The organism is Fictibacillus halophilus, from assembly GCF_042680145.1.
Lineage (GTDB): Bacteria > Bacillota > Bacilli > Bacillales > Fictibacillaceae > Fictibacillus > Fictibacillus halophilus_A.
Map to the genome: position 1 here is coordinate 2414803 of NZ_JBHTNQ010000001.1, position 21008 is coordinate 2435810.

Sequence of the window (21008 nt, forward strand, 5' to 3'; positions counted from 1 at the left end):
CTGCTACGTCCCTATCATCGTGCCCAAAAGGTACACTTTCCGACAGTAAAAAAGCTGCTTAAATTAGGTTATCTTAAACCTAACTTAAGCAGCTTTACTTAAAATATTTTTATTGTCTTAAAAATCCGCCTTCAGAATGGATGATTTGTCCGGTAATCCACTCGGCTTCTGGTGAAGCTAAAAACGCGATAAGCCTTGCTGCATCTTCTGGTTTGCCGATTCTTCCTAGAGGAAACTTCGGCAATAATACTTCTTTAAGGTCCTCTGTCATCCATCCGGTATCGGTCGGTCCAGGATTAACAGCATTGACTGTAATCCCTTTAGGACCCAATTCCGCAGCCATCGTTACCGTTAAAGCTTCAATTGCTCCTTTTGTAGCGGCATACGCCAGTTCACCTGTCATCGGACCTTTTGACTGGCCGGAAGTCAGATGAATGATGCTTCCCTTTGTTTCTTGAAAACGTTTTGCGAATTCCACACTTAAAAGAGCAGTCGCGCGAAGATTTATGGCATAATGCTTGTCCAGCATCTCGCTTGTTGTTTCTTCCCAAGTATGGTTTTGTGAAAAACATGAATTATTAACAAGAATACTTGGCGAGCCAAGTTTTTGTTCGATCAGATTAAAGAGATCAGGAATTCGGTTTGATTCTGCTAGATCAATCTCTTTGTATGCAGCTTGAACTCCAAAATTTTGAAGCTTTTTGACCAGAATATCTGGATCACTTTGATAATCGCCTTCATGCATCTGTTTGTCATATGTACCCCATGTTGTAAAAAAAATATTTGCACCTTTTTCAGCAAGCTGTAAACAGATTGCAGCACCGATACCATTCAATCGGCTTGCTCCAGTTACTACTGCTGTTTTTCCTTCGAGAGGACGAATTGTCATTTGTTTCCTCCTTAGCTGACAGGGGTTTCAGCCGATTTGCCATCTATTACAAATGCGATGTTACGGCCAGCCAGCTCTGCCATCTTCATTCTCGTTTCCACACTTGCACTACCAATGTGAGGCAAAGCCACCACTTGATTCATCGTTAGAAGCGGATGATGCGCTGGGATCGGTTCTTTTTCAAAAACATCTAAACCAGCTCCAGCTATTATGCCGTTTTGAAGAGCATCCACCAGTGCTTCTTCATCAACTGATGCTCCTCGTCCAGCGTTAATAAAAATAGCACTTTTTTTCATCGCCTGAAATGCTTCCCTGTTAAACATGCCTTTCGTCTCAGCGGTAAGCGGAGCGAGACAAATAACAAAGTCAGACTCCTTCAGCAGATCATAAAAATCCTTATATTCAGCATTTAAGTTTCTCTCCGTGTCAGGTTTGCGGTTTCGGTTGTGATATAAGATGTTCATATCGAATCCCTTTGCACGTCTGGCTACCGCTTCACCAATTCGCCCCATACCTACGATTCCGATTGTCTTATGATGAACATCAGCTCCTGCCAGCAATAAGGGACCCCAGCTGTTCCATTTTCCCTCTTTCACGTAGTTGGCTGATTCAACAATACGTCTGGCTGTCGCCAAGATTAATGAAAAGGCTAAATCAGCTGTTGAGTCGGTCAGAACATCAGGTGTATTGCATACCGTTACGTTATTCTCTTTTGCTTTGTTTATATCAATATTGTCATAGCCTACTGCGAGGTTAGCTACAACTTTCAATGAAGGGGCATTATCCAAAAGTTCACCATCAATTTTGTCTGACAGCATAGTTAATAACCCTTCAGCTTTTTGCGCTTCCTTTAAAAGAACTTCACGAGGAACGGCTTTCTCCTCATGCGGCCACATGCCGACTTCCGCTTTTTCTTTTAATACAGTAAGTGTTTCTTCCGGCAGCTTTCTTGTGACATATACATATGGTTTTTGCATCCGCTTTCACTCCTTATTTTTTATTTTCGCATGTGCGTACAGAAAAAACAAAAAAGAGCTCTTAAGGAGAGCCCTTTTTCGTCAAATCATTGGAACGAGCCAGTCAACCATCGGAATATTTAATTCACGCACAGGCAAACCGATCGATCTGAAAAAACTTTTAAGAAAATACTCATTTTGTCTTTCATACGAGATTAAGTCAGTAAAGCGGCGTACATATAGTTCTTTTCCTATATCTCTCTCATTTTTATAATGGCCTTCAACTGTATCAAAATATTGTGAAGGGAATAAGAGTCTTCCATACAACAATCTCCAAGCACCTTTTGACAGAGGTTTTACCTTTTCGTAGTCATCAATTAAATTTAATACTTCGTCACTTCTGAACTGAGGCTGATAAATTTTTTCACGTATGCATTCTGCCACATCTCTCATCGGGCTATCAATAACCCAGCCGACAGGCAATTTAATAAAACCGCTTGAAGATCTCAGCCAGGAGCGTTCGCTAAATCGGTCATAACAGATTGCCGCAGAACCGATTCCCTTTGGCCCTCTCTCTAATTGATAGTCTGTGATGTACTGAATGGCATTCTCTGCAAGTCCCTCATAATAAGGAAAAGTCGTTAAAAATAGATGATCAAAATCATTTTTCTGTTTTCTCGCTGACACTTCGGCATATGTGTTGTGCATTTCATCAACACGATTCATCCACAAGAGCGGCCATTGCCCATAGGCAACCTGCTGAACCGGGTAATATTGTTCGAGTCCTTTACCCCGTTTATGAAATTCTGCCAGCTCCATTCCTAATGAAACATTTCGCTGTTCTTCTTTCTTATGAGACTTTTTGAAGATGATTACGGATTCTCCATCTACATATGCACTGGGCATGTTTGTAATCGTTGGATGGAGTACGGGCAAATTGCTTTCTCCCCGCTGCTGCAATAAATCACTGATGAATATCATTTCCTGCAATTTCTCATATGTCATCTGCTGCTGAGGAATAACAATATACTGGTCTCCCTTGCAGGTAAATGTCCGGTACCCGGATTCCGATCGTCTGTCTTCGCAAACAAGTTGATAATGATGAAAAATATCTCTTTCAAACAAAGGCGATCCCCCCACCTATCAGCTTTCCACGGCTGCAAGATCATTAACATCCGCATATATGGATACACCATTGTATGCCCATATAGGCGAAGTGGTTAGCTTTTTTTGATAAATTCATAACTTTATCATGAAAACATATACTATACAAAGCTAAGGAGACTACTGAGAAAAGGAGTACAGGGATGCAAAATAAAAAAGTGGAAAATGTCGAAGAAACAGCACGCAAACTGCTGAACGAACGGGGCGTTACGGTAAACGATATAGCTGAACTCGTTTATTTTCTCCAAGTCCCCTACCATCCTGATTTAAAAATGGATGTATGCAGAGAAAATGTTGAAAGAGTCATTGCAAAGCGTGAAGTTCAAAATGCTATATTAACGGGCATCGGACTTGATGTTCTAGCTGAAGAAAAGAAGTTAGAACAGCCGCTTCAGGAAATATTGGCTAGAGATGAGAGTCTTTACGGTATTGATGAGATTATTGCACTTTCTATAGTAAATATATATGGTTCGATTGGATTTACGAACTACGGGTTCATCGACAAACAAAAACCTGGCATTTTAGAAAAATTAAATGATAAATCTACTGGCAAAGTTCACACGTTTTTAGATGATATTGTAGGTGCAATCGCTGCAGCAGCATCTAGCCGTCTGGCACACAGGGCTGCAAACACAGAATAATAAAAAGGCTTAAGAACAAGAGAGAAACTCTTTTGCCCTTAAGCCTTTTTTTGTTGTTGCTATTTAAGATCACATGGGAGTAGTTGATTTCCTCTTCAGGATGCTCGCTTTCCGCGGGGCGTGCGGTGAGCCCCCTAGGCTAATCAAGCCTGCCGGGGTCTCACCTGTCCCGCTGTGATCCCGCAGGACAAGGAAGGCTTCGGCAGCGTTACATCGCACGAAGAAAATTGATTTTTATTTTCGAGGAGTCTCGCACCTTACGCTCCAATCAACTGGTTACTTCACAAAAATATTTCGGTACAGCCTGTTTATTTAATCTCCCATTCGTCCAAGCCGTCAACTGTGTAGGTAGGATGGATATCGATGTCTTCAAGGTGTTTTTTTGTTGTTACCCCTGTATGAACTAGAAGAGTGTCCAGACCTGTTCGAATACCTGCTAAAATATCGGTTTGGTAGTTATCACCGATCATCAGCGTTTCTTCTTTTTTAGTTCCTAATGTTTCAAGTGCCATCTCCATAATAATCGGCTCTGGTTTTCCGATAAAAATAGGCTCAGTCTGCGTTGAAACCGTGATAACAGAAGTCAGCGAGCCATTTCCAGGCAGAAGCCCTCTTTCTGTAGGAAGAGCAATATCTCCATTTGTTGAAATGAATACAGCTCCGTTTCTAACCGCAAGACAAGCTTTAGCCAATTTCTCATAAGTAATAGAACGGTCAATGCCAATCACAACATAATCTGGATTTTCATCCACCAGCTTTAAGCCCTTTTCCGTAAGAGCTTCCCTAATGCCGACCTCACCGATACAGTAAACCGTCGCACCTTCTTTTAGATTAGATATGTAGCTAGCTGTTGCCATGCTCGTTGTGAAAACATGATCAGAGGTAGCCGGTATATCAAACCCTTTCAATACTTCTGCTACTTGCTTCTTTGTTTTTGAAGAGTTATTCGTAACAAATAAATATGGCAGATCAAGCTCGTTCAGTTTTTTAACAAATTCAACTGCTTCATGAATTCTTTCCGTTCCTCTGTACATCGTACCATCTAAATCAATCAAAAATCCTTTATATGCTTTCATAATTTCTCTCCTTTATGTACATTTATCATTCTGCCCATTGCCAAAAAAAACACACCTGAAGCAGGTTATCCTTCAGATGCAGCTCTTTTTTCTTTAATGACATAACAGCAATAATCGCCACCTTTTGCCATACATGTCTTCCGTTCAATATCATCTGTATGAAGCATTCTTTTAAATAAAGACAATTCACATGAACATGCTTGCTGATATTCATTGGCTACCATTGCGATCGGACAATTATACTCAGTCAGCACGTAAGTACCGGGATCCTCACCCTTTTGCCAATCAACCATATAACCTGCTTCATTTTGAATGTTAGCCAGTTCATTCACTTTTTGCTCAAATTGAGTCAGGCTGTTCATACGATCTTTATATTTATCTTGCAGCCGGTTTTCTCGTCTTTTAAATAAGCCATCAACCGTTTCCGTTCCACTCAGCTCTTCAATATCTTTTAAAAACTCAACGGTCAATCCGGAATAGTTTCGTGGGAATTGTTCATCACCGCTTGCAGTCAAATGATAAAAATGGATAGGTCTTCCCATGGCTTGACGCACAAGCGTTGTTTCAATAACATGGTCCCTCTCCAATGTATTGAGGTGGCGTCTAACAGCCATTTCTGTAATCCCAAGGGATTTAGCCATTTCCGTAACGGTCATCTGTTTATTTCTTTTTAAAAGATAGATGATCTCATCACGTGTTGAGGTGTGATTCTTCACAGTCATCACCATCCTTTTTTACCATTTTACCGTAAACATAAGAAAACGTACATTTTTAAATAAAAATGTTTAAAAACTATTTTGTTTCATTTATTCCGGTAAAAATGCAGATACTGGGCCTAATTCTTCTTCTAAATAACGCTTAACATGAGCTGGAAAAGATGACAGTTCCGGCATATATTTTTTTATCGTATTGTATGTTTGTTCAACATCTGATTGCGGATAATCCTGCACGAGTGATTTACGCATATTTACTACACTTTTTAAAGATGCAGCTTCATTACTTGGCAATACTTTTTCATCAATAAGAATATCCAGGATGTCTTCAAAGCTGCCTGGATCACGCATGATAAAACCGTCGATGATCATATTTCCAACGTCCATCATAGATTCAATAAGCATATGGCCAATTCGTTCTACAGCAAGAACTTCAACACGGTTTTCTGGAAAAGACATTGTTTCAAATGTTGATATTAATTCATTCATATACACTAAATGCTCGTTGATTTTCTTGCGGTCAACAAAATACATAGTCATCACCTTTTGTAAGTTTCTCAAGTAAAGTGTAACATAAAAGAAGAGAATTCATTTATCCTAAAAATGAAAATTATCGCTAAGAAATTTGAGGAGGCTTCATATATGTCAGATGAAACATTTTTCTTGTATGACGATACAGAGAAAACGGAAACCCGCTTTGTAAGCTTTATGGGGAAAAATACACGATTCGATTTAGCTATCACGAAAACAAGCCGTCATTACGGAAAATCACTTGTGCTGAATATGCTTGGCAGTCACTTTGCCATTATTGGACAGGATGATTTAGAAGAAGAAGGCTATTTAGAGCATGCTTTTAACTTAACGGAAGAGGATGCTATGGAGCTGCGAGAATTTTTGGCGGAGGTTATTTAAAGGCTTTTTGGGGAATCTTTGTTGCTCTTGAATGAGATTAATTTCCGTTGCAGGGCTCGCTTTCTTCAGGGTGTGCGATGAGCCCAATCTTCGCTTAGCGACATTGATTGGGCTCATCTGTTCCACTCATCCTGTAGGAGTCTCGCCCTTCCTCTTCAATTAATTTTCCAAGGAAGAGTTTTCCTAGATATCCCAGTAGCAAGATCTTTAGATACGCTCTTTTCTTAAAGGTTGTTGCTTTTAGGTGTTGTAAAAAGCATCCTTGTTGATTGGAGTGCAAGGTGCGAGACTCCTGCGTGTTCAGCGTGACAGGTGAGACTCCTAATGGTGCAGAGCGCCAAGGAGGCTCACCGCACGCCACGCGGAAAGCGAGCATCCTGGAACGGAAATCAAACACTTCACAAATGAGGTTACATTCAAAATGTACCAAGCAAAAATCATCTTCTATGGGATAAACTTTAGTTAAGGATATGAATGTTATCCTAAACTGGCCCCGAGAGGATGGTTTTTTTGTTCGAAAAAGAGACAAAGCAGTACACTGACTTTTCGAATGTAGAGACCGGTCGCAACTATGTGCTTCCTGAAGATCTGCCTGAAGGCCCATATGGTTCCCCGATAAAGAGGGCTTTAGGTAAATCAACTCCGTGGAGAGAAGAGCAGCGATACTATAGTGCCTTTAACTACGAAAATAAAACCTTGCATGAAGGACTTGAAAGACATGATCCTGGTGCGCATCCAACCCATGATGACCCAGAATACCATTCTGAACAGCCTTACGATGATTCTCGCGGCTCATAAGAAAAAGGAAGATGGATCTTCATCCATCTTCCTTCTTTAAATAGCCAGAGGCTTTAAGGTTTACGGTTTTCTGGTTTCTGTGTTCGATTCACGGTACGTGTTCTTTTATTTTGTTACACGTTCACGCCAAATCGGGAGGGTTCAACGCAAGTTCCCTTGAGTTTCACGCAGAATATCCACCGTTCTGCGCAGAATGCTCTTCGTTTCACGCCAACACCTTTAATTCTTTTTTTATCTCATAAGAAAAACCCCTGATAACTCAGGGGTTTACTTTTTTTAACACAAAATACGGACATCCGAAATTGCAATATTCATAAATGTATTCCGGCAATGTACTGATTTTCGTATCGAATGTAGCCTTTTCGTGATTATCTTCAAAAAAACCACGCAAACGAAGTTGTTCGTAACCTAGGTCACCAACAATATAATCGTATTTATGTAAAATTTCACTATAGCGCGCTTTAAATTGTTCCTCATTAAAGGCTTCCCGTACATCTTCAATCACTTTATAGGAATAATTACCAACTGTAATCAAAAATGCTTCACCTCATTTCCTGATACTTATTTTACCATGTTTCGCCCATTAACAGCCAACAATTTCTTTGTAAAGTATTCCGTTTTCAGGTCATTCTAAAGAATAAGGAGGTGAAAACACCTGTGAAAAAATTAGGAATGTTTTTATGTTTAGCCATCGTTCTCTCTGGGTGCGGCGGTGACGATCAAAAGAAAATGGGTCAGGAATATAAATTTTCAAGAACTAATGTTAAAGATGAGAATCGGATTGGCAACAACAAGAATTACGGGGATTTTGGATATATGCGCCATATGTCCGGGGACAAAGTTAAAACAGGGAATGCTGTACCTTACTTAAACCGTCAAAAGCTTGCAGATATGATCTCAGACATGGTCCTTCAGCTTCCAGATATTAAAGATGTAGGGACTCTTGTGACGGATGAAGAAGTATTAATCGGATATAAGACAACGAACAAAGACAGAAATGCTGCAGCTGACCAAGTTAAAATGACCGCGTTCTCTGTTGTTCCGAGATATTATCACGTATATGTGACTGATGAAAAAGGTATGATTAATAAAATTGAAAAATATCAAGCTTTAAATAATGATACAGAGGACATTGAAGGAATCATCGACCGCCTGATTCAAGAAATGAAGAAATCTCCACAGGGTAAAAAATGGAACTATGGAGAAAATGAAAACGGTGAAATGAATGGTGAAACAAATCCAATGCGCGGTGAAATGGAAGGAAAATAAAAACCAGAAGCAGATTTTTGCTTCTGGTCTTTTTGTATTAAATATTTTGGGCTGCGGCATTTACTTGCTCATCCGCATGATAAGAGGAACGTACTAGCGGACCGGATTCACAATGTTTAAATCCTTTGCTGAAAGCAATATCGCGAAGTTCTTTAAACTCTTCAGGTGTATAATACTTTTGTACTTTTAAATGTTTTTTTGTTGGCTGCAAATATTGACCAATTGTCATGATATCTACATTGTTTGCACGCAGATCATCCATTGTTTCGATGATCTCTTCCCATGTTTCACCAAGTCCGATCATAAGGCTTGATTTAGTTGGAATGTTTGCATTCATTTCTTTTGCACGACGCAAGAATTCCATCGTTCGATCATAGGTAGCACGTGCACGAACTCTTGGAGATAGTCGTCTTACTGTTTCAATGTTGTGGTTCATAATATCCGGTTTTGCATCCATCAATGTTTTCAGTGCGTCAATGTCACCAAGCATATCAGATGGAAGAACTTCGATTGAACAGAACGGATTACGTGCGCGTACTGCACGTACAGTTTCTGCAAAGACATGTGCTCCGCCGTCTTTTAAATCGTCACGGGCAACAGCAGTTATAACTACGTGCTTAAGTCCCATTTGTTCTACAGATTCAGCAACGCGTTCTGGTTCCTGAAGATCCAATTCAGTAGGCAAACCAGTTTTTACAGCACAAAAACGGCACGCTCGGGTACAGATATCTCCTAAGATCATAAATGTTGCTGTTTTACGGACAGCCCAGCATTCATGAATGTTAGGACATTTCGCTTCTTCACAAACGGTATGTAGCTTCTTCTCTCGCATCATTTTCTTAAGTTCTTTATAATTTTCGTTCGTGTTTAGCTTTATTTTCAACCATTCCGGTTTACGGACATATTCTTCTTTCTTTGCCATCATCATCACCCCAAATTTTCTTGGTCTGAAAGTCACATTTTTATTTAAATTTAAACATTATTCCCATCAATACTCTACCATACGACAGCCAAAACTCCAAACATGAGTTTTTTCCAGCATTTTTCCTTCATGTTTTTTTGTAAGTTCAACAAACTAATGGTAAATGAAAGAAAGGAGTGGTTTGGGACGTATGAGGAAATTCACAGTCCTGTTCCTCACTCTGGCAGCCCTTCTAATGACCTTTCTTCCGGAAAGAAGCAGCGAGGCCGCCGAGCGATTTACTAAAGAAGATGTTGACAGGCTGAGCCTTTATAAAAAAATGGAGTCTGTAACACTTATTCCATGGCATTATTTTGCCGGTGTCGATCAGTATGAAAGAAGCGTCCGAAAAGCGAGACGAGACCTTCCCGCAAGAAAAGGACTAGTCGGCATATACTTCTCTCCTATTCAATGGTCAGGACCAATCAATCCAATAATGGATGATACAAACCCTGAGCGAATTGCTATGTTTGGCGGAATCGGAAAAGATGGCAACAATGATGGAATTGCTGATCGAAATAACGATGAAGATATTCTGTATACATTCGCTGATATCATTCAAAAACATGGTCACGATATTGAAAATTTCAGAATCGGGCTTTGGAGTTATTATCAAAGAGACAAAGCCGTTGATATCATTATGGAAAACGCAAAGATTTATGAGACATATGGTACTGTTTCTTTAGATAAACATAGCTTTATTGTACCGTTAAGATCCAACTACAGCTATCGAAGCACATGGGGTGACCGCCGTGGATTTGGCGGGCTTCGTATCCATGAAGGAACTGATATTTTTGCTGATTATGGTGTTCCAGTAAAAGCTGTCTCGTATGGCGTTGTAGAAGTTAAAGGATGGAACCGCTATGGCGGATGGAGAATCGGGGTTCGTGATATCAATAACGTGTATCATTATTACGCTCATTTAGGGAGTTTTAATAAAAGCATTGAAAAAGGCTCGATCGTAGAACCGGGTACAGTGCTTGGCTATGTCGGCAGTACGGGTTACGGACCTCCTGGAACGTCCGGAAAGTTTCCGCCGCATCTTCATTTTGGTATGTACCGGGATAACGGGATTACAGAGTGGGCATTTGATCCTTATCCATACTTAAAAGCGTGGGAACGCCAGGAAAGAATCGATAGCAGGAGAAGATAAAAAGAAGCTGGAGCAACTTCTTTTTTGTTCAGATGAACGGGTATTCCGTATGGCGATCATAAATCTCGAGCTGCGCTCTGATTTATGATCTTTACATGTAAAAAAGCTGATTCCTCAAACGAGAAATCAGCTTTCTTTCTTATTTTTTTCTAGAAACTCGTACCACATTTGCTATACTAGCCAGCAAGCCACCCCAAAGGATCACCATGCCGATAACCATCATTGCAATTGCACTGCCTGTCATATCAGCTGACCTCCCTTTTCTCTTGTACAGCATTTGTTTTCCTTTTCACTAAGCTTAGTAAGAATCCAAGTACGATAACACCAACAGCAACTGCTAAACCATAAGTAACGACTAATCCAGTCGGATATCCTCCATAATTTTCAGCAATGTTTTGTTTAATGTTATCAAACATCATGTAGCCAAGAAGAATCGGTGTAACAACACCAAGACATATTTTCCACCATAATCCTGTTCTTAAATCCGAAATAACATTTGCATGATCTTGAAGTCCCTTCAGCTGTTTGAAGAACCAAGCTATAAGTACAACTTCCACAAGACCTGCTAATGTAATACCGAAATTGTTAATGAAATAGTCTGTAATATCTAGCATGTACAATCCGCCTTTTGTTGCGAAAAGTAATGAGATTACAGAAGCAACTCCTCCACCCATAAGAACTGCTTTTGTTCTGGAAATTCCGAATTTATCTTGTAGTGCTGCAACATACGTTTCAACGATTGAGATTAGCGATGTCATACCAGCAAATACAAGGGTTAAGAAGAACATTGTTCCAAAGAATCCGTTAAAACCAGGGAACTCATTAATGATAGCTGGGAAAACTTCAAACGCTAGGCCGATCCCGCCTTTTACAACTTCATCAACTGACATTCCTTGCTGCATTGCCATGAATCCTAGTGCCGCGAAAACTCCGATACCAGCAAGAAGTTCAAACCCTGAGTTTGCAAATCCAGTAATAAAAGCATTGTTATTAATATCGGATTTCTTTGGCAGATAGCTTGAATACGTAACCATGATTGCAAAAGCAATAGATAATGAGAAGAAAATCTGACCGTAAGCCGCTACCCATACCTTACCGTTGTTGATCATACTCCAGTCAGGTGAGAAAAACGTATTTAATCCTTGTCCTGCACCCTCAAGAGTTACTGCACGAATTACAATAAATAAGAACATAATAACTAAAGCAGGGAGAAAGATTTTATTAAATCTCTCAATACCTTTTGAAACACCTTTGTATAAAACTAATAACGTTACGACCCACACGATTAAAAGTGCAATAACTACTCCTGGAACAAGACCGCCAACTTCACCTGGCTTAGCACTTAATTGGAGCACTTCACCGTAAAAGAAATCAGAAGGCTTGTCTCCCCATGTAAGATTTAAAGAGTAAATTGAGTACTTAAGTGCCCATGCAATGATTACTGCATAATAAGTTGAGATGACAAATGCGACAAATACTTGCCACCATCCAAGCCATTCCGCATTTTTGTGAAGGCGGAAATAAGATAGCGGAGCAGATCCACGGTATTTATGCCCAAGTGTAAATTCAAGAATCAATAAGGGAATACCTGCCGTTAATAGTGCGATAAGGTAAGGGATAAAAAATGCGCCTCCACCATTTTCGTAAGCAACAGCTGGAAATCTCCAGATGTTACCTAAGCCGATAGCGGAACCAACCGCTGCTAAAATAAACCCATAGCGGCTTCCCCATTGTTGCCGATCTTCCATAGTTGTTTTCCCCCTTTTGATAAAGTCAAAAATTTTACAATTGTTACTGTTTTCTGACTATTCTGCGTTCAGTATATTACATTTTGATGAAAGCTGTCAAAATGTTTTTAGTAATTTTGTCGTAATATAGCGAAAAAAGTCGTATAAATATAAGAAGAAGTGCCCGGTTTAAAACCGGACACTTCCAAATTAAGCTCTTATTGTATTTTCTTTAACACTATCTTTACCGGACCATTTTTTATTAGGACTATTGAAACAGCGATTAAGGAAATCTTCTTATTCAGCTGATTCATCTGCAACTTCACTTTCCTCTACTGCCTCTGCATTATCTTCCTTCTTCTTTTTAGCATCCTCCTTGTCTTTTATATCGGGGTCGATCGGGAGTGCCGGCTGAATGGGATCTCCTGATTGATTATAGTAAATCGGTACTTCTCCAGGGATAAACTGCCCCATGATCTGAATCGGTCTCGTAACTGTAGCCGTTTCAGTAGAAAACGGAATTACAACCTTAGCTTTAACTGTGACAATGATATTTATGGAAATCCACGTATTATTGATTCCCACTGTTTCAATTTTTTCTTCGATATCTGTGTTTACATCTCCAACGATCGTAAACTTAATCGGAATTTTCGGCCCTAAATTTGCGAGCAAAGAGTTTTCTGTTGCTTGGCCTAATGGTATTTCCATAATTACTCCCGGCTCATTGGAATGACTGGTTTTTAAATTAAGCCCTTCTGAAGCTGCAATGCTCTCTGGAATGCGTCCTTTTTCGATTTCTTTTAAAAACTCTTGGACAACGATTGCCGATTGGTTTTGAACGTTGTTAACAATTTTTTGGTTTACTCCTGCATAAACAATGTTGCCATCTTTATCTTCTTTAGAAATTAAGATATCTTGCATATCAATGGAATCAAACAATTTATTAATGATAGCTTCGTTTATAGCTAGGGATGCTATTTCTTCTGTTTTTCTATGTGCAACATCCATAAGTGTTGGTTCTATTCCACGATCCACCAGCCACAAACCTTGAAGGGTAATAAAGATGAACAGCGTAAAAGAAATTAAAACGACATATCGAAACGGAAGCGGCCCTTTTCGCAGTCTCATTTTTTTTCGTTTAAACAAAAGGTAACCCCCCTTTCCTACAATGTATGCAGACAAGAGGGGGGCTCATTCGAGTTTTAAGACTTAATTTTTTCGTAAACTACGAATTCATGAGGATATTTGTTTTTCTCATCAACGATTCCTTCAGTCCGAGATACCTCTTTCCATTCATCAGCACTAAGCTCTGGAAAATAAGTATCAGCATCAAACGTATAATGGATCTCAGTAATATATAGCCGGTCTGCAACAGGAAGGAACTGCTTGAAAATCTCTGAACCGCCTATCACACAAATTTCTTCCGCATTCATTTGCAGTACTTCATTTACAGAATGAACAATCGTTGTCCCTTCTGCCTTATAGCTTTTATCTCTGGTAACTACGATATTTTCTCTGCCTGGGAGGGGTTTACCGATCGATTCGTATGTTTTTCTGCCCATAACGATTGGCTTACCCATCGTTGTTTTCTTGAAATGCTTTAAATCATTAGGAAGGTACCAAGGCAGATCATTATTTTTTCCGATAGCCCGATTGTCATCCATTGCTACGACAAAAGAAATCATACACTCACCTCACCTTTAATATGAGGATGCGATTCATAATCAACGAGTTCAAAGTCATCAAAAGTAAAATCAAAAATATTTGTGACAGCTGGATTCAATTTCATTTTTGGCAATGGCTTCGGTTCACGTGTCAGCTGCAGCTTAACTTGCTCAAGATGGTTCAGATAGATATGAGCATCACCTACTGTATGAACGAATTCTCCAGGCTTTAAACCTGTCACCTGAGCCACCATCATCGTTAACAAGGCATATGAGGCGATGTTAAAAGGAACACCCAGAAAGCTGTCCGCAGAACGCTGATATAACTGACATGAAAGCTTTCCATCTGCAACGTAAAACTGAAACAGCAAATGACATGGCGGCAAAGCCATATTTGGTACATCTGCAGGATTCCATGCTGATACAATCAATCTTCTAGAATCCGGATTATTTTTTATATCTTCAATGACGTTTGAGATTTGATCGATTGTATCACCGTTTGGAGCGGACCATGAACGCCACTGATGGCCGTAAACAGGTCCTAAATTCCCTTCTTCATCTGCCCATTCATCCCAAATTCGAACTTTGTTTTCTTTTAGATAGGCGATATTTGTATCACCTTTTAAGAACCATAAAAGTTCATGAATGATTGATTTTAGATGAAGCTTTTTTGTTGTTACGAGAGGAAAACCTTCCTCTAAATCAAATCTCATTTGACGTCCAAATACAGAGACTGTTCCAGTGCCTGTCCGATCTTCTTTTTTCGTACCATTATGTAAAATATCTTGAAGAAAATCCAAGTATTGTTTCATCATTTATCGCCTCCTCTTTTTCTTTTAATCGTATCATACCCTTAACATTTTTGTTCATTATTTCACCTTAAAATTAGAGTCAACACCTAACACTTTTTCCTATTTTACACATAAAAATAGTAAGGAGAAAGGAGTGGAAGCATGTTAGAGATGAACCCGATTTTGATAGAAGGACATCCGTTTACCGCTGTCACCCTTCGTTTGCCAAAAACAAATTTTATGGCTGTTTTTAACGAGAATGGATATATTATGTGCGGAGCTTTAGATGTAGCCTTATTGAATGAAAAGTTAGCAGACCGTAAAATTATTGCAGGGCGTGCTGTAGGAGTAAGAACGATCGATCAGCTGCTGGATGCACCTTTAGAATCTATTACATTTGAAGCAAGGGAAAAAGGTATTGAGGTTGGTATGCAAGGGAGAAAAGCACTTTTAAAGATGCTTTAAAAATAAAAAACTGCGCAGGTTCGCGCAGTTTTCTTTATGCTTTAAAACGGTCTCTGGTGACTTTTAATGAGATTAAATTGATACATAACACCAGTGTCAGAAATTGAATCCGTTCAGAGTTGTTTGTAAATATGTAGATAAACAGCAAATAAACGCCACTGACGACAAAGGCAACTTGCAAGTAGTACATCATCTGAATCAATTTTTTGAAATCCAAGGTGATCCCCACTTTCTTCATCCAGCTCACGTTATTTAATTCACCTTAATAGTATATCAGGCTATTTACTAAAGTGAATCATTTATTACCTTTTGAAACTAATTTGTAATATAAGGAAATGAATACTAAAATAAATCGAGCTGACGCGGTGCCAGAAAATCGTATTGTATTTCTAATAGATCAATTATTTCTTTTGCGTTATCTGCTGCATCACCGCCTGAATTGTTGTTAAACAAGATTGTAAGGTTCTTAGTTTCGGAAGCTAACGTCTGGATACGTTCTTTCCACTCCAGCAGCTCTGCTTGATTATAACGGTATAAATAACGTACTTCTCTCCAATTTGGCTGCCCTGAACTGTTCCATCCGTATACGTTTCTGCCATGCAATCGGATCAGTGTTTTTTCTTCTGTTGTATGCATGACAATCGGTATAGATCCGCTACCAGCCTGCGGCTCATCGCAAACCGTGTGTATCCATCCTTCTTCATCTATGAACCGGAGTGTTTTCTCTTTCATTTCTTCACTAAACCATGTCTGATTCCGAAACTCTAAAGCTAATGGAATATTACCCATCATCTCTTTTGCATATCGAAGGATCTGAACATTCTCTTTTTTGCAGTCAAACCATGGCGGATACTGAAAAAGGACCATCTCCAGTTTTCCTGAAGAGATCACCGGCTGAATAGATTGTATGAACGCTTCGAACATTTGTTGAACAGAATCAAATGGTCCCTTTCCTCTCGAATGACCTGTCATCCCTTGATATGCTTTTACAACAAAGGAAAAATCCTTTGGTGTAGCTGCAACCCACTTTTCATAGTTTTTTGCAGGCTGAACCGCATAAAAGGAAGAATCCACTTCTACAATAGGGAAATGACCGCTGTAAACCGCCAGTTTATCTCTTGCAGGAGTACCGTCCAGATAAAGTGAATCGTGATCTCCCCATCCCGTTACACCTATTTTTATCATTCTCTAAACTCACCTGCCTGTAAGTTTTTACGTTTTATTTAATCCCTTTTCACGAACAAATTCTTTCATATAAGCCCGCTTCGGAGTCGACATTGAAGTGGTGATTTGTGTCACCCATCCTTCCGTGCGTTTGCCGCCAGTGCGCTTCGTATAATATTCAGCTGTTTCCTTTTCATATTGCTTTAAAAGGTTTTTCGTTTCCTCATTTTTCTTATACCCGTTTTTATGAAAAACAGCCGGAATAGGCAAACGAGGTTTCTTACCGGGCTCAGCATCTGGATATCCTATAGCCATGCCAAACAAAGGCAGCACATGTTCAGGACAATCGAGCAATTCGGAGACTTCTTTAAGATTGTTTCGAATTCCGCCTATGTATACGATTCCCAGTCCTAGGGATTCAGCTGCAACCGCCACATTTTGTGCAGCGAGGGAAGCATCAACTGTACCTACGATGAAAGCTTCTGTTGATTGAATGGTGTCGTTAATATTCTTGTCCAGCATTTCAGCTGCAACTTTATGACGATTATAATCTATACAAAAAACAAAGAAATAGCCGTTGTCAGCAACATAAGACTGATTGCCTGCAAGCTCTGCAAGTTTTTCTTTCTTTTCTTGATCTTCAACCCCAATAACGGTGCATACCTGCTGATAGCTTGATGTTGAGGCAGCCTGTGCACATTCTACAAGTGTCGTGATTGTTTCTTCACTTATTGATTTGTCTTTAAATTTACGAATTGATTTGTGAGCTAATATGGTCTCTATCACTTCATTCATGAGGGTGGATGCTCCTTTATTTTATAGTGATTGTTGATTGCATTATATACTTTTTGAGAACAAAAAAGCGAACCCAAGGAATTGGATTCGCTTTGAAATTACATATAGAATTCAAGAATTATTCAGGAACTGCTTAACATTCGTTTGTCTAGATGTTCAAGAACTAGTGGCCAGGCATCTTTATGCTTGTCTCTCGTAACTTCAGTTAAAAATCCTGAATGCGTAAGGCGGATTCTTGTTCCACTCTGAACCGCTTCCATTTCAACGGTCACAACCGTTTCAGCACCTTCTGTTCCACCAGAACCTGTTACCCATGTTATTTCAACAAGTCGGTCTTGTTCAAGCCTTAGAAAACGTCCGTAATGAGGGTGACGCTGTTCTTCAAAAACTGTTTCAAAGTAAAATGGTGTATTAACTTCTCCATACATTAATAATGTCCCAGGAGCAGCAAACCATAGATCAAACTGCTTCGTCCAAGCGCGGAATAATACGTCAGGGCTTGTATCCATTTGACGTTCTACCGTTAGGCTAAATGGTCTTTTCGACAGATCTGGTGTGGTAATTGGTTTCATTGGGTCTCCTCCAAATTAACAAAAATCCCTTTTCAAAATTATATCATATCTAGATACGTTATCTTTTCCTGATAAAGAAAAGCTGGTTGAAAAATTTCCAGTAAGTGAAAATATAAAACCTTCACAACATCAGTACATTATGTATTTGCACATAAAAAGACCTTGGTACTTATTGTACCAAGGTCTTCCTTGCATTAACCGATAGAACCTTCCATCTCGAACTTGATCAGGCGGTTCATTTCTACTGCATATTCCATTGGAAGCTCTTTTGTAAATGGCTCGATGAAGCCCATTACGATCATTTCTGTTGCTTCCTGTTCAGAAACACCACGGCTCATGAGGTAGAATAACTGATCTTCTGAAACCTTAGATACAGTTGCTTCGTGCTCAAGCGTAATGTTGTTGTTTAGAATCTCGTTGTACGGAATCGTATCTGATGTGGATTGGTTATCCATGATAAGCGTGTCACACTTAATGTTGGATTTAGATCCGTCAGATTTACGCCCGAAGTGAGCAATACCACGGTATGTTACTTTACCGCCATGCTTAGAGATCGATTTGGAAACGATTGTAGATGAACAATCTGGTGCAAGGTGCAATACTTTTGCTCCTGCATCCTGATGCTGTCCTTTACCAGCGATCGCGATAGATAGAATCGTACCTTTCGCACCGCGGCCTTTCATGATAACAGCCGGATATTTCATCGTTAGACGAGACCCGATATTTCCATCTACCCATTCCATCGTTGCGTTCTCTTCAGCTACAGCACGCTTTGTAACAAGGTTGTAGATGTTGTTCGCCCAGTTTTGAATCGTTGTGTAACGGCAATAAGCGTTCTTTTTAACGATGATTTCAACAACCGCACTATGAAGTGAGTTTGTTGAATAAACTGGCGCAGTACAACCTTCTACGTAGTGTACTGAGCTGTCTTCATCAGCAATGATAAGCGTACGCTCGAACTGACCCATGTTCTCAGAGTTGATTCGGAAGTAAGCTTGAAGAGGAGTATCACATTTTATGCCTTTTGGAACGTAAATGAAAGATCCACCAGACCATACTGCAGAGTTTAACGCTGAAAACTTGTTGTCAGAAGGCGGAATGATTGTTCCGAAATGCTCACGGAAAATCTCTTCGTGCTCTTTTAAAGCTGTATCTGTATCTGTGAAAAGAATCCCTAAATCAGAAAGGTCTTCTTTCATGTTGTGATAAACAACTTCAGATTCATATTGTGCTGATACACCTGCAAGGTATTTTTGCTCAGCTTCTGGAATTCCAAGCTTGTCAAAAGTAGCCTTGATTTCCGCGGGTACTTCATCCCAAGATTTCTCGGATTTTTCAGATGGCTTAACATAATACGTAATATCATCAAAGTTTAAGTCCTTCATGTCTCCGCCCCATTGCGGCATCGGCATTTTGTAGAACTGCTCTAATGACTTCAAACGGAATTCAAGCATCCACTCTGGTTCACTCTTTATGCGTGAAATTTCTTCAACGATCTCTTTTGTTAAACCACGCTTAGATCTGAAAATGGATACGTCTTTATCTCTAAAACCATATTTATATTCGCCGATATCCGGCATTTTCTTAGCCATTGCAGAATCCCTCCTTACTGGATTGGCACTCTAATTCTCAAACTCAAGAGAAACTTACTCTTCCTCTTGTTTTCCTACACCCTGTTCCATAGCCTTCCATGCGAGTGTGGCACACTTAATGCGGGCAGGGAATTTTGATACTCCTTGCAGAGCTTCGATGTCACCTAAATCGTAGGATCCATCATCATAATCGTTCCCTAACATCATATCATAAAAAATCTTTGCAAGTTTCAGGGCATCTTCTACAGGAAGCCCTTTAACTGCTTGCGTCATCATTGATGCTGATGCCAGACTGATGGAACATCCTTCACCGTCAAATTTAGCAGACTCGATCTTTCCATCTTCTACTTTTAAAGTAAGCTGGATTCGGTCGCCGCATGTCGGGTTATTCATATTAATATTTAAGGCACCATCTTCCAAAATCCCTTTATTGCGGGGATTTTTATAATGGTCCATAATAACTTGCCGGTAAAGCTGATCTAAATTAGAAGACATGACCGAAATACTCCTTTGCTGTTGTGAGTCCTTTTATGAAAGCATCGACGTCATCTTCAGTGTTATACAGATAAAAACTAGCTCTGGCTGTTGCCGTTACTTCTAACCATTTCATGAGCGGCTGTGCACAATGGTGGCCAGCACGAACTGCGATTCCTTCTGAATCAAGGACTGTAGCAACATCATGTGGATGTACATCATCCAGGTTAAAGGTCACAAGTCCGGCACGATGCTTAGGTCCAAAAATCGTAACTCCATCAAGTTCAGATAATCGTTCCATCGCATAATCAGCAAGTTCATGCTCTAATTTTAAAATGTTATCTAGCCCGATGTCTTCGAGAAAATCGATTGCTGCACCTAACCCGATCGCTCCTGCGATAATAGGAGTACCGCCTTCAAACTTCCAAGGAAGCTCTTTCCACGTTGATTCCTGCAAACCAACGAAATCGATCATTTCTCCGCCGAATTCTACAGGCTCCATTTTATTAAGAAGTGCTTTCTTCCCGTATAAAACACCAATGCCTGTCGGTCCACACATTTTATGAGCAGAGAAGGCAAAGAAATCACAGTTAAGATCTTGGACATCCACTTTCATATGCGGAGCACTTTGAGCACCATCAACCACCATCACAGCACCGTTCTTATGAGCGATTGCTGCGATTTCTTTAATAGGATTAATTGTTCCTAAAACATTAGAAACCTGCATAACTGAGACAATTTTAGTATGCTCTGTTACCGTTTTTTCAACATCTTGAAGGTCAATCGTCCCGTCAGGCTGTAAAGGGATGTATTTTAGCGTTGCTCCAGTCACTTTCGCAACTTGCTGCCATGGAATGATGTTGCTGTGATGCTCCATGGGAGTGATCACAATTTCATCACCTTCAGAAAGGTTTGCCATTCCATAGCTTCTTGCAACAGTATTTATTGCAGTAGTTGTTCCGCGTGTGAAAATAATCTCTTGCGTTGATTTAGCACCGATAAAACGGCGAACTTTTTCACGTGCTCCTTCGTACCCATCAGTTGCACGAGTTCCAAGAGTATGCACACCGCGGTGAACATTCGAATTATATTCCTTATAGTACTTATCTAAAGCTTCTATAACTTGTATCGGTTTTTGTGAAGTGGCCGCGCTGTCAAGGTAGACAAGAGGTTTGCCGTTAACTTCCTGATTGAGGATAGGAAACAGCTTTCTCCATTCCTTTGCACTCATG

The 21008-nt window shown here is 39.9% G+C and carries 26 protein-coding genes; 6 read left to right on the forward strand and 20 right to left on the reverse strand.

The annotated features are described in order from the left end of the window. Positions 1 to 109 precede the first annotated feature (109 nt). The 3 genes from ACFQ4X_RS12400 to yutH form a co-directional block, all read right to left on the reverse strand. Positions 110 to 889 carry an SDR family oxidoreductase gene (locus ACFQ4X_RS12400; protein WP_379835529.1) on the reverse strand — a complete coding sequence of 260 codons (780 nt, stop codon included), beginning with the start codon at positions 887 to 889 and terminating at the stop codon, positions 110 to 112. A gap of 11 nt (positions 890 to 900) precedes the next feature. Next, a complete protein-coding gene (locus ACFQ4X_RS12405; protein ID WP_379835531.1) occupies positions 901 to 1866 on the reverse strand; it encodes a 2-hydroxyacid dehydrogenase in 966 nt (321 codons plus the stop codon). Positions 1867 to 1947: 81 nt separating this feature from the next. Beyond that, positions 1948 to 2970 (reverse strand): spore coat putative kinase YutH, encoded by a 1023-nt coding sequence (yutH, locus tag ACFQ4X_RS12410; RefSeq protein WP_379835533.1) that lies wholly within the window; start codon positions 2968 to 2970, stop codon positions 1948 to 1950. Positions 2971 to 3152: 182 nt separating this feature from the next. Between yutH and ACFQ4X_RS12415 the strand changes: the two genes are divergently transcribed. After that, a complete protein-coding gene (locus ACFQ4X_RS12415) occupies positions 3153 to 3650 on the forward strand; it encodes a phosphatidylglycerophosphatase A family protein (protein WP_171978779.1) in 498 nt (165 codons plus the stop codon). 308 nt (positions 3651 to 3958) lie between these two features. Here ACFQ4X_RS12415 and ACFQ4X_RS12420 read toward each other — a convergent pair whose 3' ends face one another. The 3 genes from ACFQ4X_RS12420 to ACFQ4X_RS12430 all read right to left on the reverse strand — a co-directional run bounded on the left by ACFQ4X_RS12420 (position 3959) and on the right by ACFQ4X_RS12430 (position 5973). Beyond that, entirely contained in the window at positions 3959 to 4726 is a 768-nt protein-coding gene (locus tag ACFQ4X_RS12420; RefSeq protein ID WP_379835535.1) for a TIGR01457 family HAD-type hydrolase, read from the reverse strand. A 65-nt stretch (positions 4727 to 4791) separates the two neighbouring features. After that, a complete protein-coding gene (locus tag ACFQ4X_RS12425; protein WP_379835537.1) occupies positions 4792 to 5448 on the reverse strand; it encodes a helix-turn-helix transcriptional regulator in 657 nt (218 codons plus the stop codon). 84 nt (positions 5449 to 5532) lie between these two features. After that, complete coding sequence (locus tag ACFQ4X_RS12430; protein ID WP_379835539.1) at positions 5533 to 5973, reverse strand: DUF86 domain-containing protein; 441 nt, start codon at positions 5971 to 5973, stop codon at positions 5533 to 5535. Positions 5974 to 6081: 108 nt separating this feature from the next. Between ACFQ4X_RS12430 and ACFQ4X_RS12435 the strand changes: the two genes are divergently transcribed. Together ACFQ4X_RS12435 and ACFQ4X_RS12440 are read left to right on the forward strand one after the other, a co-directional pair. Then, positions 6082 to 6351 (forward strand): DUF3055 domain-containing protein, encoded by a 270-nt coding sequence (locus ACFQ4X_RS12435; protein ID WP_066292236.1) that lies wholly within the window; start codon positions 6082 to 6084, stop codon positions 6349 to 6351. Positions 6352 to 6852: 501 nt separating this feature from the next. Continuing rightward, positions 6853 to 7149, forward strand: a complete 297-nt coding sequence (locus ACFQ4X_RS12440) for a hypothetical protein (RefSeq protein WP_172827368.1) — start codon at positions 6853 to 6855, stop codon at positions 7147 to 7149. A gap of 259 nt (positions 7150 to 7408) precedes the next feature. On the opposite strand, the gene ACFQ4X_RS12445 is transcribed toward ACFQ4X_RS12440, so the two are convergent. Continuing rightward, positions 7409 to 7684, reverse strand: coding sequence for a YutD family protein (locus tag ACFQ4X_RS12445; RefSeq protein ID WP_379835541.1), 276 nt, complete (start codon positions 7682 to 7684; stop codon positions 7409 to 7411). Between the two features lie 122 nt (positions 7685 to 7806). On the opposite strand from ACFQ4X_RS12445, the gene ACFQ4X_RS12450 reads away from it, so the two are divergent. Further along, positions 7807 to 8418 (forward strand): YhcN/YlaJ family sporulation lipoprotein, encoded by a 612-nt coding sequence (locus ACFQ4X_RS12450; RefSeq protein ID WP_379835543.1) that lies wholly within the window; start codon positions 7807 to 7809, stop codon positions 8416 to 8418. Between the two features lie 37 nt (positions 8419 to 8455). Here ACFQ4X_RS12450 and lipA read toward each other — a convergent pair whose 3' ends face one another. Then, positions 8456 to 9340: a lipoyl synthase gene (lipA, locus tag ACFQ4X_RS12455; protein WP_077359568.1), complete on the reverse strand. Its 885-nt coding sequence runs from the start codon at positions 9338 to 9340 to the stop codon at positions 8456 to 8458. Positions 9341 to 9530: 190 nt separating this feature from the next. Here lipA and ACFQ4X_RS12460 point away from each other — a divergent pair, with 190 nt between their 5' ends. Beyond that, positions 9531 to 10532 carry a M23 family metallopeptidase gene (locus tag ACFQ4X_RS12460; protein ID WP_379835545.1) on the forward strand — a complete coding sequence of 334 codons (1002 nt, stop codon included), beginning with the start codon at positions 9531 to 9533 and terminating at the stop codon, positions 10530 to 10532. 139 nt (positions 10533 to 10671) lie between these two features. Here the strand turns inward: ACFQ4X_RS12460 and ACFQ4X_RS12465 are convergent, their stop codons facing one another. The 5 genes from ACFQ4X_RS12465 to ACFQ4X_RS12485 form a co-directional block, all read right to left on the reverse strand. After that, positions 10672 to 10776, reverse strand: a complete 105-nt coding sequence (locus ACFQ4X_RS12465; protein WP_130294114.1) for a methionine/alanine import family NSS transporter small subunit — start codon at positions 10774 to 10776, stop codon at positions 10672 to 10674. Between the two features lies 1 nt (position 10777). After that, positions 10778 to 12280 carry a sodium-dependent transporter gene (locus ACFQ4X_RS12470; RefSeq protein ID WP_379835547.1) on the reverse strand — a complete coding sequence of 501 codons (1503 nt, stop codon included), beginning with the start codon at positions 12278 to 12280 and terminating at the stop codon, positions 10778 to 10780. A 276-nt stretch (positions 12281 to 12556) separates the two neighbouring features. Next, entirely contained in the window at positions 12557 to 13405 is an 849-nt protein-coding gene (yunB, locus tag ACFQ4X_RS12475; protein ID WP_379835549.1) for a sporulation protein YunB, read from the reverse strand. A gap of 56 nt (positions 13406 to 13461) precedes the next feature. Next, positions 13462 to 13944, reverse strand: a complete 483-nt coding sequence (locus tag ACFQ4X_RS12480) for a dihydrofolate reductase (protein WP_379835551.1) — start codon at positions 13942 to 13944, stop codon at positions 13462 to 13464. Continuing rightward, a complete protein-coding gene (locus ACFQ4X_RS12485) occupies positions 13941 to 14735 on the reverse strand; it encodes a thymidylate synthase (RefSeq protein WP_379837158.1) in 795 nt (264 codons plus the stop codon). Before ACFQ4X_RS12485 ends, ACFQ4X_RS12480 begins: the two co-directional genes overlap by 4 nt. 141 nt (positions 14736 to 14876) lie before the next feature. Between ACFQ4X_RS12485 and ACFQ4X_RS12490 the strand changes: the two genes are divergently transcribed. Continuing rightward, positions 14877 to 15179: a YunC family protein gene (locus ACFQ4X_RS12490; RefSeq protein WP_379835553.1), complete on the forward strand. Its 303-nt coding sequence runs from the start codon at positions 14877 to 14879 to the stop codon at positions 15177 to 15179. A gap of 34 nt (positions 15180 to 15213) precedes the next feature. Here the strand turns inward: ACFQ4X_RS12490 and ACFQ4X_RS12495 are convergent, their stop codons facing one another. The 7 genes from ACFQ4X_RS12495 to ACFQ4X_RS12525 form a co-directional block, all read right to left on the reverse strand. Further along, on the reverse strand, positions 15214 to 15426 hold the full coding sequence (locus ACFQ4X_RS12495; protein WP_379835555.1) for a hypothetical protein: 213 nt from the start codon (positions 15424 to 15426) through the stop codon (positions 15214 to 15216). A gap of 95 nt (positions 15427 to 15521) precedes the next feature. Continuing rightward, positions 15522 to 16364 carry a DUF72 domain-containing protein gene (locus tag ACFQ4X_RS12500; protein ID WP_379835557.1) on the reverse strand — a complete coding sequence of 281 codons (843 nt, stop codon included), beginning with the start codon at positions 16362 to 16364 and terminating at the stop codon, positions 15522 to 15524. Between the two features lie 27 nt (positions 16365 to 16391). Then, positions 16392 to 17138: an oxygen-insensitive NADPH nitroreductase gene (nfsA, locus tag ACFQ4X_RS12505; RefSeq protein ID WP_379835559.1), complete on the reverse strand. Its 747-nt coding sequence runs from the start codon at positions 17136 to 17138 to the stop codon at positions 16392 to 16394. A 122-nt stretch (positions 17139 to 17260) separates the two neighbouring features. After that, positions 17261 to 17710, reverse strand: a complete 450-nt coding sequence (locus ACFQ4X_RS12510; protein WP_379835561.1) for an SRPBCC family protein — start codon at positions 17708 to 17710, stop codon at positions 17261 to 17263. A gap of 194 nt (positions 17711 to 17904) precedes the next feature. Next, positions 17905 to 19302 carry a Fe-S cluster assembly protein SufB gene (sufB, locus tag ACFQ4X_RS12515; protein WP_379835563.1) on the reverse strand — a complete coding sequence of 466 codons (1398 nt, stop codon included), beginning with the start codon at positions 19300 to 19302 and terminating at the stop codon, positions 17905 to 17907. A gap of 54 nt (positions 19303 to 19356) precedes the next feature. Continuing rightward, positions 19357 to 19797 (reverse strand): Fe-S cluster assembly sulfur transfer protein SufU, encoded by a 441-nt coding sequence (gene sufU / locus ACFQ4X_RS12520; RefSeq protein ID WP_066292297.1) that lies wholly within the window; start codon positions 19795 to 19797, stop codon positions 19357 to 19359. Further along, complete coding sequence (locus ACFQ4X_RS12525) at positions 19787 to 21007, reverse strand: cysteine desulfurase (RefSeq protein ID WP_379835565.1); 1221 nt, start codon at positions 21005 to 21007, stop codon at positions 19787 to 19789. The genes sufU and ACFQ4X_RS12525 overlap by 11 nt, the downstream gene beginning before the upstream one ends. Position 21008 lies beyond the last annotated feature (1 nt).

Excerpts from the sequence above, each read along its gene's own strand:
- ACFQ4X_RS12400 (WP_379835529.1), bottom strand. The coding sequence starts at position 889 with ATGACAATTCGTCCTCTCGAAGGAAAAACAGCAGTAGTAACTGGAGCA.
- ACFQ4X_RS12405 (WP_379835531.1), bottom strand. The coding sequence starts at position 1,866 with ATGCAAAAACCATATGTATATGTCACAAGAAAGCTGCCGGAAGAAACA.
- ACFQ4X_RS12415 (WP_171978779.1), top strand. The coding sequence starts at position 3,153 with ATGCAAAATAAAAAAGTGGAAAATGTCGAAGAAACAGCACGCAAACTG.
- ACFQ4X_RS12420 (WP_379835535.1), bottom strand. The coding sequence starts at position 4,726 with ATGAAAGCATATAAAGGATTTTTGATTGATTTAGATGGTACGATGTAC.
- ACFQ4X_RS12425 (WP_379835537.1), bottom strand. The coding sequence starts at position 5,448 with ATGACTGTGAAGAATCACACCTCAACACGTGATGAGATCATCTATCTT.
- ACFQ4X_RS12430 (WP_379835539.1), bottom strand. The coding sequence starts at position 5,973 with ATGTATTTTGTTGACCGCAAGAAAATCAACGAGCATTTAGTGTATATG.
- ACFQ4X_RS12435 (WP_066292236.1), top strand. The coding sequence starts at position 6,082 with ATGTCAGATGAAACATTTTTCTTGTATGACGATACAGAGAAAACGGAA.
- ACFQ4X_RS12440 (WP_172827368.1), top strand. The coding sequence starts at position 6,853 with ATGGTTTTTTTGTTCGAAAAAGAGACAAAGCAGTACACTGACTTTTCG.
- lipA (WP_077359568.1), bottom strand. The coding sequence starts at position 9,340 with ATGGCAAAGAAAGAAGAATATGTCCGTAAACCGGAATGGTTGAAAATA.
- ACFQ4X_RS12460 (WP_379835545.1), top strand. The coding sequence starts at position 9,531 with ATGAGGAAATTCACAGTCCTGTTCCTCACTCTGGCAGCCCTTCTAATG.
- ACFQ4X_RS12465 (WP_130294114.1), bottom strand. The coding sequence starts at position 10,776 with ATGACAGGCAGTGCAATTGCAATGATGGTTATCGGCATGGTGATCCTT.
- ACFQ4X_RS12470 (WP_379835547.1), bottom strand. The coding sequence starts at position 12,280 with ATGGAAGATCGGCAACAATGGGGAAGCCGCTATGGGTTTATTTTAGCA.
- ACFQ4X_RS12480 (WP_379835551.1), bottom strand. The coding sequence starts at position 13,944 with ATGATTTCTTTTGTCGTAGCAATGGATGACAATCGGGCTATCGGAAAA.
- ACFQ4X_RS12485 (WP_379837158.1), bottom strand. The coding sequence starts at position 14,735 with ATGAAACAATACTTGGATTTTCTTCAAGATATTTTACATAATGGTACG.
- ACFQ4X_RS12490 (WP_379835553.1), top strand. The coding sequence starts at position 14,877 with ATGTTAGAGATGAACCCGATTTTGATAGAAGGACATCCGTTTACCGCT.
- ACFQ4X_RS12500 (WP_379835557.1), bottom strand. The coding sequence starts at position 16,364 with ATGATAAAAATAGGTGTAACGGGATGGGGAGATCACGATTCACTTTAT.
- nfsA (WP_379835559.1), bottom strand. The coding sequence starts at position 17,138 with ATGAATGAAGTGATAGAGACCATATTAGCTCACAAATCAATTCGTAAA.
- ACFQ4X_RS12510 (WP_379835561.1), bottom strand. The coding sequence starts at position 17,710 with ATGAAACCAATTACCACACCAGATCTGTCGAAAAGACCATTTAGCCTA.
- sufB (WP_379835563.1), bottom strand. The coding sequence starts at position 19,302 with ATGGCTAAGAAAATGCCGGATATCGGCGAATATAAATATGGTTTTAGA.
- sufU (WP_066292297.1), bottom strand. The coding sequence starts at position 19,797 with ATGTCTTCTAATTTAGATCAGCTTTACCGGCAAGTTATTATGGACCAT.
- ACFQ4X_RS12525 (WP_379835565.1), bottom strand. The coding sequence starts at position 21,007 with ATGAGTGCAAAGGAATGGAGAAAGCTGTTTCCTATCCTCAATCAGGAA.